Consider the following 17,215-nt stretch of genomic DNA (forward strand, 5'->3'; position numbering starts at 1 on the left):
CCCCCGACACCGACGCCCCACCGGCTACAGACGCCGAGGACTCAACGCCCACCGAGGACTCAGCGCCCACCGACGACGCGGTGTCCGTCTCGAAGGACACCCCGACCGACACTGAGAGCGCCGACGTTACGACCGACGCGACGACCGACGACGAAGCGCGTCCCACGCCGTAGCGCGCCCGTCGGCAACGGTTCGCACACACCGCCACCCCGTATGAGCGGTGTTAACATCAGGCTTCGCGCAGCGTGAGTCGGCGTTGCCACGTCTTACCCCACGGGCCAGTGCTGTCCTGAGGACCTTGCCTGGTCCGGCCCCGTCGCGGGCCGGAAATCGTGGAGGTTTCCCGTGTTGTTCTCAGCGCTGCCCGATGCCCAGGGGTTGTACGACCCCGATCTCGAATCCGATTCGTGTGGCGTCGCCATGGTCTGCGACATCCACGGCCGCCGGTCGGCCGGCGTGGTCGCCGACGGCCTGCTGGCCCTGGAGAACCTCGATCATCGTGGTGCCGCAGGCGCCGAGGTCACCAGCGGTGACGGCGCGGGCATCCTGATCCAGTTACCGGACGAATTGCTGCGCGCGGTCACCGAATTCGACCTGCCACCCCAGGCCGACGACGGCTCGCACACCTATGCCGCCGGTGTCTGTTTCCTCCCGGTCGACGAGACCGCGCGCGAGGCGGCCTGCGCCCGCATCGCCGCGATCGCCGACGAGGAGGGCGTCACCGTCCTCGGGTGGCGCGTGCTGCCGGTCGACCCCGACCTCGCCGACGTGGGGGCCACGGCCCGCGGTTGCATGCCGTTCATGTCCCAGCTCTTCGTCTCGGCCACCGACACCGACGGTCGGCCACTGGCCGGGATCGACCTCGACCGCGCGGTCTACCCGCTGCGCAAACGGGCCGAGCAGATGACCGACGAGATCGCCGGAGACGGCAGCGGCATCTACATCGCGTCGCTGTCCGCGCGCACCATCACCTACAAGGGAATGCTCACCACCACGCAGTTGCCCGCGTTCTATCCCGACCTGCGCGACGAGCGGTGCCAGAGCGCGATCGCGATCGTGCACTCGCGGTTCTCCACCAACACCTTTCCCTCGTGGCCGCTGGCGCACCCGTTCCGGTTCATCGCCCACAACGGCGAGATCAACACCGTGCGCGGCAACCGCAACCGGATGCGCGCGCGTGAGGCCATGCTCGCCAGTGATCTGATCCCGGGGGATCTGCGCAGACTGTTCCCGATCTGCACGCCGGAGGCGTCCGACTCGGCCTCGCTCGACGAGGTCCTGGAGTTGCTGCACCTCGGCGGCCGCAGCGTTCCACACTGCGTGATGATGATGGTCCCCGAGGCGTGGGAGAACGTCGCGGACATGGATCCGGACCGTCGAGCGTTCTGCCAGTTCCACGGGTCGCTGATGGAGGCATGGGACGGCCCCGCCTGTGTGACCTTCACCGACGGCACCGTCGTCGGGGCGGTGCTCGACCGCAACGGTCTGCGCCCCGGTCGCTGGTGGCACACCACCACCGGCCGGGTGATCCTCGCCTCGGAGGCCGGCGTGCTCGAGATCCCCACCGAAGAGGTCGTCTCCAAGGGCCGTCTGGAGCCGGGGAAGATGTTCCTCGTCGACACCGCGGCGGGACGCATCGTGCCCGACGAGGAGGTCAAGGCCGACCTCATCGGCTCCCAGCCGTACGCCGAGTGGTTGCACGCCGGACTGCTGGAGATCGCTACCCTGCCCGACCGGCCCCGGTTCGTCCCGACGCACGAGTCGGTGGTGCGCAGGCAGGTGTCCTTCGGCTACACCGAGGAGGACCTCCGCATCCTGCTGACCCCGATGGCCGCGGGCGGAACCGAGCCGCTCGGATCGATGGGCACCGACACTCCGGTCGCCGTGCTGTCCCGACGGTCCCGGCTGCTCTACGACTACTTCGTCGAGCTGTTCGCGCAGGTGACCAACCCGCCGCTGGACGCGATCCGCGAGGAGATCGTGACGTCGATGGCGCGCGTCATGGGACCCGAACACAACCTTCTCGAGCCGACCGCGGCGTCGTGCCGCCAGATCGTCCTGCCGTGGCCGGTCCTCGACAACGACGAGCTCGCCAAGATCGTGCACATCAACGACGACGGCGACCACCGTGGTCTGGCGGCCAAGGTGTTGCGTGCGCATTTCGACGTCACCGGCGGCGGCGAGGCGTTGGCGCACGCGCTCGACGACCTGCGAGTCCGCGCGAGCGCGGCGATCGCCGACGGCCACGCCACCCTGGTGATCAGCGACCGCGAGTCCGATCCCGACCACGCCCCCATCCCGTCGCTGCTGGCGGTGTCGGCCGTCCACCACCACCTGGTGCGGACGAAGCAGCGGACGCAGGTGGCGTTGGTGGTCGAGAGCGGCGACGCCCGAGAGGTCCACCACCTCGCGGTGCTCATCGGTTTCGGGGCCGCCGCGGTCAATCCCTACCTGGCCTTCGAGTCCATCGAGGACCTCATCCGCGAGGGCGAGCTCACCGGCGTGCCCGCCACCGCGGCGGTCCGCAACTACCTGCAGGCGCTCGGCAAGGGCGTGCTCAAGGTGATGAGCAAGATGGGCATCTCGACGGTCAGCTCCTACACGGGCGCACAGTGTTTCGAGGCCGTGGGCCTGTCGCGGTCGCTGGTGGACGAGTACTTCACCCGGACCGTCTCGCGGATCGAGGGCGTCGGACTCGACGAGATCGCCGAGGAGGTCGCCATCCGGCACCGCCGCGCGTTCCCCGACAACCCGACCGAGCAGGTCCACCGGCGGCTCGAGGTCGGCGGCGAGTACCAGTACCGGCGTGAGGGGGAGCTGCACCTGTTCACCCCCGAGACCGTGTTCCTCCTGCAGCACGCCACCATCAGCGGCAGGGACGAGGTCTATCGCCGCTACAGCGACGAGGTCAACCGACTCTCCGCCGAGGGCGGGACACTGCGGGGGCTCTTCGACTTCGTGACCGACGGCCGCGACCCGGTCCCGCTGCACGAGGTGGAGTCGATCGAGTCGATCATGACCCGCTTCAACACCGGCGCGATGAGCTACGGGTCGATCTCGGCCGAGGCGCACGAGACGATCGCGATCGCGATGAACAGCATCGGCGGCCGATCGAACTCCGGTGAGGGCGGCGAGGACACCGACCGCCTCTACGACCCCCGGCGGCGCAGCGCGGTCAAGCAGGTCGCGTCGGGTCGGTTCGGCGTCACCAGCGACTATCTCACCAACGCCACCGACATCCAGATCAAGATGGCGCAGGGTGCGAAACCCGGTGAGGGCGGCCAGCTCCCGGCCTACAAGGTGTATCCGTGGATCGCCAAGACCCGGCACTCCACACCCGGTGTCGCGCTGATCTCGCCGCCGCCGCATCACGACATCTACTCGATCGAGGACCTCGCCCAACTCATCCACGACCTGAAGAACGCCAACTCCGACGCCCGCATCCACGTCAAGCTGGTCAGTGCGGTCGGTGTGGGCACCGTGGCGGCGGGCGTGTCGAAGGCGCACGCCGACGTCGTGCTCATCTCCGGACACGACGGCGGCACCGGCGCATCACCGCTGACGTCGCTGAAGCACGCCGGTACGCCGTGGGAGATCGGCCTGGCCGACGCCCAGCAGACGTTGATGCTCAACGGGTTACGCGATCGCATCACCGTGCAGTGCGACGGCGCGTTGCGCACCGGGCGTGACGTGATGATCGCGGCCCTGCTCGGTGCCGAGGAGTACGGGTTCTCCACCGCGCCGCTGATCGTGGCGGGGTGCATCATGATGCGCGTCTGTCACCTCGACACCTGCCCGGTGGGGGTCGCGACCCAGAACCCCATGCTGCGGTCACGGTTCACCGGCAAGGCCGAGCACATCGTCAACTTCTTCCGCTTCATCGCCCAGGATGTGCGCGAGCACCTGGCCATGCTCGGGTTCCGCACCCTCGACGAGGCGATCGGGCGAGCGGACGCGCTGCACACCGCGGACGGGGTGGCGCACTGGAAGAGCGCGGGGATCGACCTCACCCCGATCTTCGCGATGCCGGAGGTGACCGGCTCACGCCGCCGGATCACCGGGCAGGAGCACGGGTTGGCCAAGGCCCTCGACCAGACGTTGATCCAACTCGCCGAGGGCGCGCTCGAGGACGCGCATCCGGTGACCCTCGAGTTGCCCGTGCGCAACGTCAACCGCACCGTCGGCACCCTGCTCGGTGCCGAGGTCACCCGCCGCTACGGCGCGGCGGGGCTCGCCCCGGACACGATCACCGTGAGACTGACGGGGTCGGCGGGTCAGTCCCTGGGTGCGTTCCTGCCACCCGGGATCACCATCGACCTGCAGGGCGACGCCAACGACTACGTCGGCAAGGGCCTCTGCGGAGGTCGGGTGATCGTCCGACCCGGTCCGGGCGCGACGTACATCGCCGAGGACCAGGTGATCGCGGGCAACACCCTGCTCTACGGCGCCACCTCGGGGGAGGTCTTCCTCCGCGGACGCGTCGGCGAACGCTTCTCGGTCCGTAACTCCGGGGCGGTGGCGGTGGTCGAGGGCGTCGGCGATCACGCCTGCGAGTACATGACCGGGGGACGGGTGGTGATCCTCGGACCCACCGGCCGCAACCTGGCCGCGGGCATGTCCGGGGGTATCGCCTACGTCCACGACCTCGACCCGTCGAAGGTCAACCACGCGATGGTCGACCTGCAGCGGCCCGATCCCGACGACCTCACGTGGCTGCGGGAGCGGATCACCGAACACACCGAACTGACCGGTTCGGCAGTCGGGGCGTCGGTACTGGCCGACTGGCCACGCCGGTGCCTGGCCTTCACGAAGGTGATGCCGACCGACTACCAACGAGTACTCGACGCCGCCCGGATGGCCCGGGCCGAAGGACGCGACGTCGACTCGGCGATCATGGAGGCGGCTCGTGGCTGACCCACGCGGATTTCTCAACGTCGACAAGGTCGAGGACCGGGCACGCCCGGCCGCCGACCGTGTCAAGGACTGGGACGACGTCTACATCGATCACGATCCGCTGCAACTGCGCATCGAGGTCGCCGGTCAGGCACGCCGGTGCATGGACTGCGGGATCCCGTTCTGCCACTCCGGGACCGCGGGGTGCCCGCTGGGCAATCTCATCCCGGAATGGAACGACCTCGTCCGTCGGGACAGGTGGGACGCGGCGAGCGAGCGACTGCACGCGACGAACAACTTCCCGGAGTTCACCGGCAAGATCTGCCCCGCGCCCTGCGAGTCGGCGTGTGTGCTCTCGATCGCCGAGAAGACCACCGGCGGAAGCGTCACGATCAAGCGCATCGAGAAGACGATCGCCGAGACCGCCTGGCGCGACGGCGGAGTCGAACCCAAGATCCCCGCGGTCCGAACGGGTCGCTCGGTCGGTGTCGTCGGATCCGGGCCGGCCGGCCTCGCCGCCGCGCAGCAGCTGACCCGAGCGGGCCACGACGTCACGGTCTACGAACGCGACGACCGGCTGGGCGGACTGCTGCGCTACGGCATCCCGGAGTACAAGCTCCAGAAGTCCGACATCGACCGTCGGTTGGCGCAGATGCGTGCCGAGGGCACGGATTTCCAGACCGGGTGCGAGGTGGGTGTCGATCTGAGCGTCACCGAGTTGCGGGAGCGCCACGACGCGGTCGTGCTCGCGGTGGGGGCGCTCGCCGCCCGCGACAACCCCGTGCCCGGCCGGGAGCTGACCGGTGTGCACCTCGCGATGGAACATCTCGTGCCCGCGAACCGCGAGTGCGAGGGCGACGGACCCTCACCCGTATCGGCGCAGGGCAGAGACGTGGTGATCATCGGTGGCGGTGACACCGGAGCCGACTGCCTCGGCACTGCGCACCGCCAGGGCGCACGGTCAGTCACCCAACTCGACTACAACCCCGAGCTGCCCGCCGACCGCGACGAGGGCCTGTCCCCGTGGCCGACCTGGCCGCTGGTGATGCGGACCTCGTCGTCGCACGCGGAGGGCGGTGAGCGCCGCTATCAGGTTGCCGTGCAACGGTTCCGCGGCGACAGCTCCGGCCACGTCACCCATCTCGTGCTGGCCGAGGTCGAGGTCCGTCGCGACGACACCGGGAAGCGATCGGTCGTCCCGGTGGGGGAGGAATTCGAGATCCCCTGCGGCATGGCGTTGTTCGCGATCGGTTTCGAGGGCGTGGAGCACTCGGCGCTGCTCAGCGATCTCGGGGTCGACCTCGATCGCAGGCGCACCGTGCCGTGTGGCAGCGACTGGGAGACCGCGGCCGACGGCGTCTTCGTGTGCGGCGACGCGCATCGCGGCGCGTCGCTGGTGGTGTGGGCCATCGCGGAGGGCCGTGCCGCGGCCCGCGGTGTCGACGTCTTCCTGATGGGCGCCTCCGATCTCCCGGCGCCCGTGCATCCCGACGCACTGCCGCTGTCGGTGCGATGACCGCGGCGCGCGGGGGTTCAGCGGATGTGCACACACGGTGACAAGTCGGTGGAGTGATGGAGTTGCCCGCGACGGAAGACTAGGCTCGCAACGGTGAATCGCCGTACAAAGATTGTCTGCACCCTCGGCCCTGCGACCGATTCGGCCGAGGGGGTCCGCGAACTCGTCGAGAGCGGGATGGACGTCGCGCGGCTGAACTTCAGCCACGGCAGCCATGCCGATCACCAGGCGATGTACGAGCGGGTGCGTGCCGCCTCCGACGTCACCGGCCGCGCGGTCGGCATCCTCGCCGACCTGCAGGGACCCAAGATCCGGCTCGGCCGCTTCGCGCAGGGCCGCACCGAGTGGGCCACCGGTGAGCAGGTGCGCATCACCGTCGACGACGTCGAGGGCACCCACGACCGCGTGTCGACCACCTACAAGGAGCTCGCCCAGGACGCCCAGCCGGGCGATCGTCTGCTCGTCGACGACGGCAAGGTCGGTCTGACCGTCATCGACGTCGACGGCAACGACGTGGTCTGCCGCGTCACCGAGGGCGGACCGGTCAGCAACAACAAGGGCGTCTCGCTGCCCGGGATGAACGTGTCGGTCCCCGCGATGTCGGACAAGGACACCGCCGACCTCGAGTTCGCGTTGTCGCTGGGTGTCGACCTGATCGCACTGTCCTTCGTCCGCTCACCCGCCGACATCGAACTCGTCCACGAGGTGATGGACCGTGTCGGTCGCCGCGTGCCGGTGATCGCCAAGCTCGAGAAGCCCGAGGCGATCGACAACCTCGAGGCCGTGGTCCTCGCCTTCGACGCCGTGATGGTCGCCCGTGGTGACCTGGGTGTCGAGCTCCCGCTCGAGGAGGTCCCGCTCGTGCAGAAGCGGGCCATCCAGATCGCGCGCGAGAACGCCAAGCCGGTCATCGTGGCCACCCAGATGCTCGAGTCGATGATCGAGAACTCGCGCCCGACCCGGGCAGAGGCCTCCGACGTCGCCAACGCCGTCCTCGACGGTGCCGACGCGGTGATGCTGTCGGGGGAGACCTCGGTGGGCAAATACGTGATGGAGACCGTCCGCACCATGGCGCGGATCGTGAACGCGGTGGAGAACGGTACGCGGGACGTGCCGCCGCTCAGCCATGTCCCGCGGACCAAGCGCGGGATCATCTCCTACGCCGCACGCGACATCGGTGAACGTCTCGACGCGAAGGCGTTGGTGGCCTTCACCCAGTCCGGCGACACGGTCCGCCGACTCGCGCGCCTGCACACCCGGTTGCCGCTGCTGGCGTTCACGCCGTTGCCCGAGGTCCGCAGTCAGCTGGCGATGAGCTGGGGAACCGAGACGTTCCTGGTCGACAACGTCGACAGCACCGACGCCATGATCCGACAGGTGGACAATTCGCTGCTCAAGATCGGCCGTCTCAACGTCGGCGATCAGGTCGTCATCGTCGCCGGTGCCCCTCCCGGCACGGTCGGCTCCACGAACCTCATCCATGTGCATCGCATCGGCGAAGAGGATCACTGAGTTCGTCACGGACTCCATCCGGGGGGAGTCGCGGCCGACGTCGAGTCGGGTGCGATCCGGGTGAACTGACGCAGGGGGCAAACGATGACGGACGTGATTGTGCAGAGTGATCTCGACAAACTCCTCGACCTGTTCGAGTTGACCGACGCCGGTGACGACGTCTTCGTCGGGCGCCATCCCGAGCAGGTGACCGCACGGACCTTCGGTGGACAACTGCTCGCGCAGGGCGTCATCGCGGCCGGCCGCACGATCGTCAAGGGCGACCCTCCGGTGCATGCGCTGCACGCTCATTTCATCCGTGGCGGCGACGTGTCCCAGCCGTTGGAGTACCACGTGCACCGCTCGCGTGACGCGCGCAGCTTCGCCAACCGGCAGGTCACGGCGATGCAGGGGGAGGCCGAGATCTTCACGATGCTCGTCGCGTTCCAGGACAGCGCCGCGGGCCTCGAGCACACGGTCTCGACCCCCGAGGTCCCGTACCCCGAGGACCTGCCGCCGCTGGGCGAGCATTTCAAGGGCTACGAGGACCGCATCGCGGCGTTCGTCGACGCGATCCACCCGATCGACATCCGGTTCGCCAACGACCCCACCTGGAAGGCGCGCGAGTCCGGCGAGCGACTGCGCGACAACCGGGTGTGGATGAAGGCCGACGGTCGACTCCCGGACAACCCGCTGCTGCACGTCGCGGCGATGTGTTATGCCTCCGACACCACCGTGCTGGACTCGATCATCACCACCCACGGGCTCTCGTGGGGCATCGACCGGTTGTTCGCCGCCACCGTGAACCACTCGATGTGGTTCCACCGCGACTTCCGGTTCGACGAGTGGATGCTCTACGCGACCGAGTCCCCGGTCGCCGCGGGATCCCGCGGGCTGGCGTCGGGGCGGTTCTTCACGCGTGAGGGCGTTCTCGCGACGACCGTCGCGCAGGAGGCGTTGATCAAGTACTTCCCGCCCAAGGATTGAGTCCCGATCCGTCAGACGGCGGGTTCGGCGACCATGCCGCGGTGCATGACCCGGTCGCCGACGACACCGGAATGGTCCGCTCGGTGCATCACGGCACGGTTGTCCCACATGACCACGTCGCCCGGAGACCAGTTGTGCCGCAGGACATTCTCCTCGCGTGTGCTGTGTTCCAGCAGCGACGCGACGGTGTACTCGGCCTCCTCCGGGCTGAGCCCGCTGACGGCGGCGCACCGCTGCGGCGTCGACAGGTACAGCGCGGTGCGCTTGGATATCGGGTGGACCCGGCACAGTGGGTGCTCGGCAGAGGTCTCCGCCTCGTCATCGAGGTCGAGTCCTGTCATCACGTGGGTGACGGTGCGGTGCAGGAGATTTTCGCGCACGTCGGCGGGCAGCGTCTCGAACGCACGGAACTGGTTGCTGAACAACGTCTGTCCGCCCTGCTCGGGGACGTCCACCGCCCGCAGTGCGGTGTAGGCGGGTGGATGCCGGACGTAGCTGGTGTCGACGTGGAACTGCGACCGCGGGGGAGTCGTCCGCCCGACGTTGCTGATGACGTTGAGGTCGGGATGACCCGGCACCGGGGTCTCGCCCTCGGTGAACACGGTCTCACCGAAGCTCCGCAGGAACAGCCGGAACTGATCGTCGTCGATGTGCTGGTCGGGCAGGATGATGACCCCGTGGTGGGCCAACAGATTGCGCAGCAGGTCGGTCTGGGCGTCGGTGAGCGCCTCCACCCGGATGCCGGTGACGCGGGCGCCGACCGGGTTCAGTGCTGTGTGGTCGATGACGATGTCCTCTCACGGGTGAGTTCGCGCAGCGTCGTCGCGAACAGGTCGGTGACGTCGATCCCGGCGGCGGCGGCCATCACCGCGACCACGCTGCCGCGGGAGAACGAGCAGTAGAGCCCGGCCTCGAGAAACCAGGGATCGCCGTTCGGGTCGATGCGGAAATCGAACAGGCTGTAGTGGCGCGCGCCGAGGGCGATGTGACATCGGCGAGCCGCCTCCCACACGCGCTCTGTGATCGGGTCGTCGACGTCGACGATCCAGGCGTGCGCGTCGTCCTTGGCGACGAGGTACAGCTCACCGCTGTCGGACCGTGCGAGCTTGTCATCTGCCCGTCGGATCGGCTTGGACCGCGCGTCGACGGCGTACTCCTCGAGCGGTAGGCACACCAACTCGCCGTCGCGAATGATGATCCCGCACCGCACCTCTCGGCCCAATTCGACGTACGACTCGATCAGGGCCGACCCGGAGTGCTCGAGCGCATCGGTGATCGCGGGATCGAGATCGGCCGGTTCGCGAACCAGGGTTACCCCGGCAGAGTTGTCGGCGTCGACCGGCTTGACCACGACGGGCAGGGTGACGTCGGGGCGTTCCCCCGCGCGCGCCACGACCCCGGTGGGGACGGCGACGCCGGCGGCCGCGACGATCGCCCGCGTCTTCGCCTTGTCCGCGGCGATCGCCATCAGGTCGGGGGTGTTGCCGACGTACGGGATGCCCAGCGCGTCGAACAACGCCCGGTAGGCGGTCATGCCGGGCAGGCAGAACATCTGCGGCACCATCGCGTCGACGTGCAGCGTCTCGATGTACGCCAGCGCCGCAGGCAGGGTCATCGCCGGCGCCCGGGTCAGCGCCGCCTCGGTGAGGTCGGTCGGGAAGCGCCACGATCCGTCGGGATCGACGTAGGCGATGTGCATGTCGTAGAGCGCCGGGTCGTCGACGGCGTCGACGCACCCGCCGGCGTAGAGACGTGACAGATCGGCGTGGAACTCGTCGACCGCAGAGCCGACGAGGTGCAGCACGGTGCGTTGCCCGCCCACCTAGTCACCGCCCGTCTCGACCAGCTTGCCGATGTTGAAATCGATACGCGTCCAGCCGGCCCGGCGCCGCAGGTTGTTCCACAGCAGTGACGGGATCTGCAGGTGGTGCACCAGCAGGTAGGGCAGCGGGTCCGACCACGCGAAGATGGCGTCGGTTCCCTCGGCGATGGTCCGCAGCCGGTGACCGCGGCGTCCGGTCTCGGTGAGCAGTCGCCAGACCTCGTGGTAGATCCAGTAGGTCGGGCGCGCAGCCGGTGTCGGGGTGATGACCGGGTGATCGTCGCGCAGGTACGCCGCCGCGACATCGGGGTGGTCGTAGAACATCGTGATCGCGGAGTGGGTCCGCGGATTGCACTCGATGGCGTAGGCGTGTCCGTCGGCGGCCTCGATGAAGTCGAACGACATCTGACCGGTGGCGCCGAGGGAGCTGACGAAATGCTCGACCCAGGAACGGATCTCGGGCTTGTCCACCATGGCGTAGTTGACCTGGAACGCCGACGACTCGCAGCAGCCGTAGACCGTCAGCGCGCCGTTGCGCACCGTGCCGTGGGTGCAGTACTCGCGGCCGGCGATGAATTCCTGGAGAATCCACGGGTCGGCCTCGGAGATGGACAGACTGCGCGCGAACTCGACATTGCGAGCAGGGGTCTCGCGGGTCAGTCGGGTGAGATCCATCCGTCCGACCGGGTTGTAGGCGATCCGCTTGAGGATGTACTCGCGCCCGGCCGGGAAATCGAAGTCCTCGATCTGCTGCGGGTCGGTGATCCGGGCGTGGTCGGGGACCCGCAGACCGAACGACTCGGCCGTCGCGGAGAACGCGTCCTTGTCGTCGAGCATGGTCACGGTCTCGAGATCGGCGTGGATGACCTCGCAGTGCTCGTCCAACAGCGCCCGCGCCCGCGCCTCGTGGATGCTCGAGGCCGGTGACGACACGGGGATGACCACGTCGACACCCTCGGCGACCACGACGTCGCGCAGGGCCTCGGCGAAACCGGGGGCCGTCGGCTCCGGGACCGTGTGGAAGGCGTCGACCGCGCGCGAGAACCGGTGACCGGTGAACCGGTACTTCGGCGCCTCGACGAGCACGACCCGGTGTCCGGCGTCGTGAAACGACCGGGCGAGGGCCAGCGACTTGGTCATCTTCCCGCCGGTGATGAGGACGGTCCGTCGATCCGCAGCGGGTGCCGGCCTCGACCGCGGACGGAGCAGCGCGAGCGAGACCAGGGCGAGGTCGAATGGCAGGGTCGCCACCAACCCGGCCATCGCGGCCACGGTCCCGCCGACACCGGCGGTTCTCGGACCGGTGACGACAGTCGAGGTGGAGGGGTCGGCGGTCGTGGTCATCGGTCCACTCGACGGATCAGCGTGAGACCGTCGCGCAGCGGGATGAGCACCTGTTCGACGCGGTCGTCGTCGGTGAGCGCCGCGTTGAACTCCGCGATCGCCGAACCGTTGGTCGTGGTCGTGCCCTCGAGCCAGGGCTGCCCCTGCATGAGTGTGTTGTCGACCGCGATCACCGCGCCCGGCGCCAGCAGCTCCCCGTCGAGCAGTTGCTGCAGATAACCGGTGTATCCCGGCTTGTCCGCGTCGATGAAGACCAGGTCGAACTGTCGGTCCGCGGCGGCCAGACGTTCGAGTGTCTCCGACGCGGGTCCGACCGCCACCGCGATCCGACGCCCCACCTCGGATTGCGCGAAACACTCCTGGGCGAATCGCGCGACCTCGGGATCCATCTCGCACGCCAGCACCTCGCCGTCGTCCGGCAGCGCCTCGGCCATGGCCAGAGCGGAGTAGCCGGTGAACATCCCGATCTCGAGCACACGGGACGCGCCGGACATGCGCACCAGGAACTTCAGCACCTGGCCCTCGACATGGCCCGACAGCATCTCCTGCTCGAGTCCGGTGCCCGCGGTCGATGTCGACCAGTCGGCCGAGCGGGTGCGCCGGGCCAACTCGGCCAGCGCGGGGGACTCGGTGGTCGTGCAGGCGTCGAGGTAGGGATCCATCCCCGCCGCGAGATCGCGCGATCGGCGCAGTCGGTCGATGAGTGCGGGGTCCGCACCGGGCACCGACTCGAACTGACGACAGATCGCGGCGAGCTCGTCGGCGAGGATGGTGGACGGCGTCACCGGTCGCGGTGGCGCCACGACCCCATCAGGCATGCGCGCCCGCCGACACGGGGGCGGTGAACATGTCGATACCGGCGCCCTCGCGGTCGTAGGCGATGCAGATCTTCTTGTGGATCTCCAGGGCGTCGGCGAGTTCGTCGGTCGTGACGTCGTTGAGGAAGCGGCACGAGCCGATCGGGTCGGGGATCGCGGCGCGCAGCAGGCCGTCACGGGTCTTGAGGATCGAGTTCGTCGCCTCGGTCAGCAGCTCCGGCGTCAGGTACTCGCTGTCGAGGGACAGGCCCAGGTCGCTCATGACGCCGAGCACGCGATCGCGGTCACCGGCCGACAGGTGACCGCGCTGCGCGGCCAGTGTCGTCGACAGAGCCATGTCGATGTTGATCGCATGACCGTGGAAGAACGGTGCCGGGGGAGTGAGTTCCAGTGTGGGACTCCAGGTGTGGCCGAACGCGATGACACGATCGAGGTCGATCTCGTGCAGGTTGGGTGCCTCGAGTTCGAGCATCGTCGCGATCGCCTGATAGGTCAGCCGGTCGCCGATCTCGCGCAGTTCGGGGGTTCCGTCGAGATGCCCGAAACGGGTGCGCAGCAGATCGGCGCCGTGCTCGTCGAGCATGTCGAAGATCTCGGAGTTGCCGACCACCGAGATCTTGATGAGCTCGGCCATGCCGTTGCGCACCTGGTCCTCGGGAAGGGTTGCGAGGAAGGAGAAGTCGAGCAAAACCTTCTGCGACGCGTGGTAGGCGCCGAGGCGGTTCTTGTGCTTGCCGTAGTTGACCGCCACCTTGATCGAGACGCTGGCATCGATCAGACCGATGAGCGTGGTGGGGATACGGATGTAGGGGGTGTTGCGCCGGTAGCTGGCGCACGCGTAGCCCGCCACGTCGGTGGTGAGGCCGCCGCCGACGACGAGCACCGGCTCGGTGCGGACCAGGCCGAACGAGTCGAACTCGCCGACGATCCGCTCGAACGTCTCCAGCGACTTCGCGGTCTCGCGGATCTGGACGGGCACGACGTGCAGGGTCAGGTCGTGATGGGCGAAGTAGGCGCGGATCTTCTCGCCGTAGATCTCATGGACCGACTCGTCGACGACCATCAGGGCCCGACCGTAGGGCCGGTAGCTGTCGGCGAGTTCGGTGTTGGCGATGTCGAACACGCCGTCGACGTAGATCAGGTCGTATTCGATCTTCTCGTAGCCCTCGACGTGAAATGCCTTGTCGGTGGCGGTTACCTGTGCTTGGAGGTTGCTCACGGTGGTTCTCCTCAGACCGCCGCGTCGATGCGGCAGCGCAGATGGCGATGAAAGTGTGGGGGGTGGAACGGGTCGACCGGGATGGTCGGGTGCAGTGCGGGACTCAGACGCCGGCGAGCGCGGTGACGCGACCGGAATCGAGCGCGTCGACCGACTCGACGGCGGCGCTGAAGTCGCCCTCTGCGGTGTTCTCGTTCGGGAACGCGATGCACGTGACGCCGGCGGCGGATGCGGCGGCGACGCCACCCTCGTTGTCCTCGATCGCGACGCAGTCGGCGGCGTTCTCGCTGAGCTTGTCGAGGGCGAAGGTGTAGGACGCGGCATCCGGCTTGGGCTCGGACACGCTGGAGGAGTCGACGATGATGTCGAAGCTCTCCTTGGAGACATCGGGTCCGAGCGAGTCGAGGAGCGCGGAGATGTTGTCGGCCGACGTGGTGGTCACGAACCCGACCTTCACGTCACTCTTCTTGGCCGCGGCCAGGGTCTCGACGACACCGGGACGCGGGGTCAGTCCGGCCTCGCCCACCAGCTTCTGGAAGATCTCGGACTTGGTGGCGTGCACGGCGGCGGCGTCGACGTCGGCGCCCTTGGACTTCGCGTAGTCGGCGACACGGTTGGCGCCACCGTTCGAGCCGAGCATCGAGATGTAGTCGGCGCGTGTCCAGTTCCAATCGAGGCCGTGCGCGGCGAACGCCTCGTTGAAGGCGCGGCGCTGGAGCTCGGACGTGTCGGCGATGGTGCTGATGGAACCGAAAAGAATGGCGGACATGAAGATCCCTTCGTGACGTGGAATCGGCGGGTCAACACCTCGACATCCGGGTCGCAGTTGACCGGCCCCACAAGAATTCATCGGTGCGTCGACGCCGCAGGTCTCCAACGTCATCACCTTCGTGCTGTTTTGACAGTACAGTACTGGTCTGACAGTTCAAGAGGTAATTTTTTCGTCGACCGATCACCCGAGAGGGCGGCCACCGACCCCGAGGAGGACTCGCCCCGATGAGCCCCGGACGAGCCGGCGCAACCGCGGAAGACGCCCGCGTTGCCCGAACCCGTACCGATGTCGCCCGTGCGTCGCTCGACGTGCTGACCACCGACGGATTCGACGAACTGACCCACGCCCGAGTCGCCCGCCTCGCGGGGTACTCGAAGACGACGCTCTACACGCACTGGCCCTCGCGGGTGGATCTGTTGACCATGGCCCTCGGCGCCCTGGGCGAACTGCCCCATCACGAACCGACCGGCGACCTGCGCGCCGACCTCATCGCCGAACTGCACGCCTTCCGTGACGCGATCAACGACCTCGGCCTCGACCGTGTCCTCATGGTCTTGGCGCAGTGGGGCGCGAGCGTCGACGAGATCGGCCGGATCCGAACCGATCTCGTCGCCGATGGCGAACACATCGCGCGGCGCCTGCTGTCGCAGCTCGCCGAGGGCATCCGCCTCGAGGCGGCGGTGTCGATGCTGTCGGGAGTCGTGGTCTGCCCGACGCTGATGTACGGCTCACCACCCGACGACACCACCGTCGAGCACGCGATCGACATCCTGCTCGCGGGCCTGCGCGCGCCGTAGACCGTTTTCGTTCGCCGTGCCGCTCCCGCGCCGGGATGGGACGATCACCTCTGTGACCACCACCGAGGATCTCCGTACCGACCGCGACGCCGACGACGTCGACCCCCATGTCGTCGTACTGTTCGGGGCGATGGGCGACCTCGCCAAACGCAAGCTGCTCCCCGGCCTGTTCCACCTGTCGATGTCGAAGCTGACGCCGGCCATCCGCGTCGTCGGGACCTCCCTCGACGAGATCAGCACCGACGATTTCCGGGCCGCGGCCAAGAAGGCGTGCCTCGAGTTCTCCAGCCGCAGCCTCACGTCGGAGGCCGTCGACGAGTTCCTCGACTCACTGACCTACGTGTCGCAGGGGGACGGACCGGGCGCGCTCGCGGATGCGGTGTCGGCCGCGTCGGACACCATCGGTGGTTCGGCGCGGGTGCTGCACTATCTCAGCGTCCCGCCGAAAGCTGCGATGGCCGTTCTCGAGATGCTCAGCGAGGCCGGTCTCGTCGAGCGCTCGCGCGTCATCATGGAGAAGCCGTTCGGGACCGACCTGGCCAGTGCGAAGAAGCTCAACGCCTCGATCCACCGCTGGTTCGACGAGGAGCAGATCTTCCGCATCGACCATTTCCTGGGCAAGGAGTCGGCCCAGAACATCCTGGCCTTCCGGTTCGCGAACGGGCTGTTCGAGCCGATCTGGAACCGCAACTTCATCAACTACATCCAGATCGACGTCCCGGAGAAGCTGTCGCTGGAGGGTCGCGCGGGCTTCTACGAGTCGACCGGCGCCTTCCGCGACATGGTCGTCACCCACCTGTTCCAGATCCTCGCGTTCGTCGCCATGGAGCCGCCGACCGCATTGGCGCCCGGCCCGATCAGCGAGGAGAAGAACAAGGTCTTCCGGTCGATGAAACCGTTGGACCCGCACGACGTGGTCCGTGGGCAGTACATCGGCTACCGCGAGGAGCCGGGCGTCGCGCCCGAGTCGGAGACCGAGACGTTCATCGCACTCGAGTGCGGCATCGACAACTGGCGATGGGCAGGCGTCCCCTTCTACCTGCGCACCGGGAAATGTCTGGCCGAGGGGCAGCGCATCATCTCGATCGGTTTCCGCGAACCACCCAAGAGCATGTTCCCGCAGGGATCCGGTGTGGGACAACACGGTCCGGACCACCTGACCTTCGACCTCGCCGACGTGTTCAAGGTGTCGCTGTCGTTCTACGGCAAGCGTCCCGGGCCGGGAATGAAGCTCGACAAGCTCAGTCTGCAGTTCGGGATGGGCGAGCACGAACACGCCGGCCTGGTCCTCGAGGCCTACGAGCGGTTGATCCTCGACGCCATGAAGGGCGACCGCACGCTGTACACGACCGCCGAGGGCATCGAGCGGCTGTGGGAGGTCTCCGCGCCGCTGCTGGCCGACCCGCCGCCGGTGCGCAGCTACAGCCCGTGGTCGTGGGGGCCGAACGCGATCCACCAGCTCATCGCGCCGCACGCATGGCGTCTGCCGTTCGAACGGAGCTGGCGCAACAAGAAGTGAACGGACGCCGACCGGGCGTTGCCGACGCCGATCGTGC

Annotated in this window: 12 protein-coding genes; 6 read left to right on the forward strand and 6 right to left on the reverse strand. The window is 68.2% G+C overall.

Features of this window, described 5'->3' with window-relative positions:
• The first annotated feature begins 345 nt into the window (after positions 1 to 345).
• From gltB to JHC79_RS08155, 4 genes are all read left to right on the forward strand, one after another.
• Positions 346 to 4,914: a glutamate synthase large subunit gene (gene gltB / locus JHC79_RS08140; protein WP_296389659.1), complete on the forward strand. Its 4,569-nt coding sequence runs from the start codon at positions 346 to 348 to the stop codon at positions 4,912 to 4,914.
• On the forward strand, positions 4,907 to 6,409 hold the full coding sequence (locus JHC79_RS08145; RefSeq protein WP_296389660.1) for a glutamate synthase subunit beta: 1,503 nt from the start codon (positions 4,907 to 4,909) through the stop codon (positions 6,407 to 6,409). Before gltB ends, JHC79_RS08145 begins: the two co-directional genes overlap by 8 nt.
• Positions 6,410 to 6,502: 93 nt before the next feature.
• Positions 6,503 to 7,921 (forward strand): pyruvate kinase, encoded by a 1,419-nt coding sequence (pyk, locus tag JHC79_RS08150; RefSeq protein ID WP_296389661.1) that lies wholly within the window; start codon positions 6,503 to 6,505, stop codon positions 7,919 to 7,921.
• Between the two features lie 84 nt (positions 7,922 to 8,005).
• Entirely contained in the window at positions 8,006 to 8,887 is an 882-nt protein-coding gene (locus JHC79_RS08155; protein WP_296389662.1) for an acyl-CoA thioesterase II, read from the forward strand.
• Positions 8,888 to 8,898: 11 nt separating this feature from the next.
• Here the strand turns inward: JHC79_RS08155 and JHC79_RS08160 are convergent, their stop codons facing one another.
• The 6 genes from JHC79_RS08160 to JHC79_RS08185 form a co-directional block, all read right to left on the reverse strand.
• Positions 8,899 to 9,621 carry a TauD/TfdA family dioxygenase gene (locus tag JHC79_RS08160; protein WP_366782478.1) on the reverse strand — a complete coding sequence of 241 codons (723 nt, stop codon included), beginning with the start codon at positions 9,619 to 9,621 and terminating at the stop codon, positions 8,899 to 8,901.
• Positions 9,622 to 9,653: 32 nt separating this feature from the next.
• On the reverse strand, positions 9,654 to 10,709 hold the full coding sequence (locus JHC79_RS08165) for a D-alanine--D-alanine ligase (protein WP_296389663.1): 1,056 nt from the start codon (positions 10,707 to 10,709) through the stop codon (positions 9,654 to 9,656).
• The gene (locus tag JHC79_RS08170; protein WP_296389664.1) at positions 10,710 to 12,053 is read right to left on the reverse strand and encodes an ATP-grasp enzyme; all 1,344 of its coding nucleotides are present in this window, start codon (positions 12,051 to 12,053) and stop codon (positions 10,710 to 10,712) included.
• A complete protein-coding gene (locus JHC79_RS08175; RefSeq protein WP_296389665.1) occupies positions 12,050 to 12,871 on the reverse strand; it encodes a class I SAM-dependent methyltransferase in 822 nt (273 codons plus the stop codon). Before JHC79_RS08175 ends, JHC79_RS08170 begins: the two co-directional genes overlap by 4 nt.
• The gene (locus tag JHC79_RS08180; RefSeq protein ID WP_296389666.1) at positions 12,864 to 14,090 is read right to left on the reverse strand and encodes a sedoheptulose 7-phosphate cyclase; all 1,227 of its coding nucleotides are present in this window, start codon (positions 14,088 to 14,090) and stop codon (positions 12,864 to 12,866) included. The genes JHC79_RS08175 and JHC79_RS08180 overlap by 8 nt, the downstream gene beginning before the upstream one ends.
• 103 nt (positions 14,091 to 14,193) lie before the next feature.
• Positions 14,194 to 14,859, reverse strand: coding sequence for an HAD-IA family hydrolase (locus JHC79_RS08185; protein ID WP_296389667.1), 666 nt, complete (start codon positions 14,857 to 14,859; stop codon positions 14,194 to 14,196).
• Between the two features lie 227 nt (positions 14,860 to 15,086).
• Between JHC79_RS08185 and JHC79_RS08190 the strand changes: the two genes are divergently transcribed.
• Together JHC79_RS08190 and zwf are read left to right on the forward strand one after the other, a co-directional pair.
• Positions 15,087 to 15,659, forward strand: a complete 573-nt coding sequence (locus JHC79_RS08190) for a TetR/AcrR family transcriptional regulator (protein WP_296389668.1) — start codon at positions 15,087 to 15,089, stop codon at positions 15,657 to 15,659.
• 52 nt (positions 15,660 to 15,711) lie between these two features.
• Positions 15,712 to 17,178, forward strand: a complete 1,467-nt coding sequence (zwf, locus tag JHC79_RS08195; RefSeq protein ID WP_296389669.1) for a glucose-6-phosphate dehydrogenase — start codon at positions 15,712 to 15,714, stop codon at positions 17,176 to 17,178.
• Positions 17,179 to 17,215: the final 37 nt, after the last annotated feature.

It is taken from the genome of Williamsia sp. (assembly GCF_016462415.1).
Taxonomy (GTDB): domain Bacteria; phylum Actinomycetota; class Actinomycetes; order Mycobacteriales; family Mycobacteriaceae; genus Williamsia_A.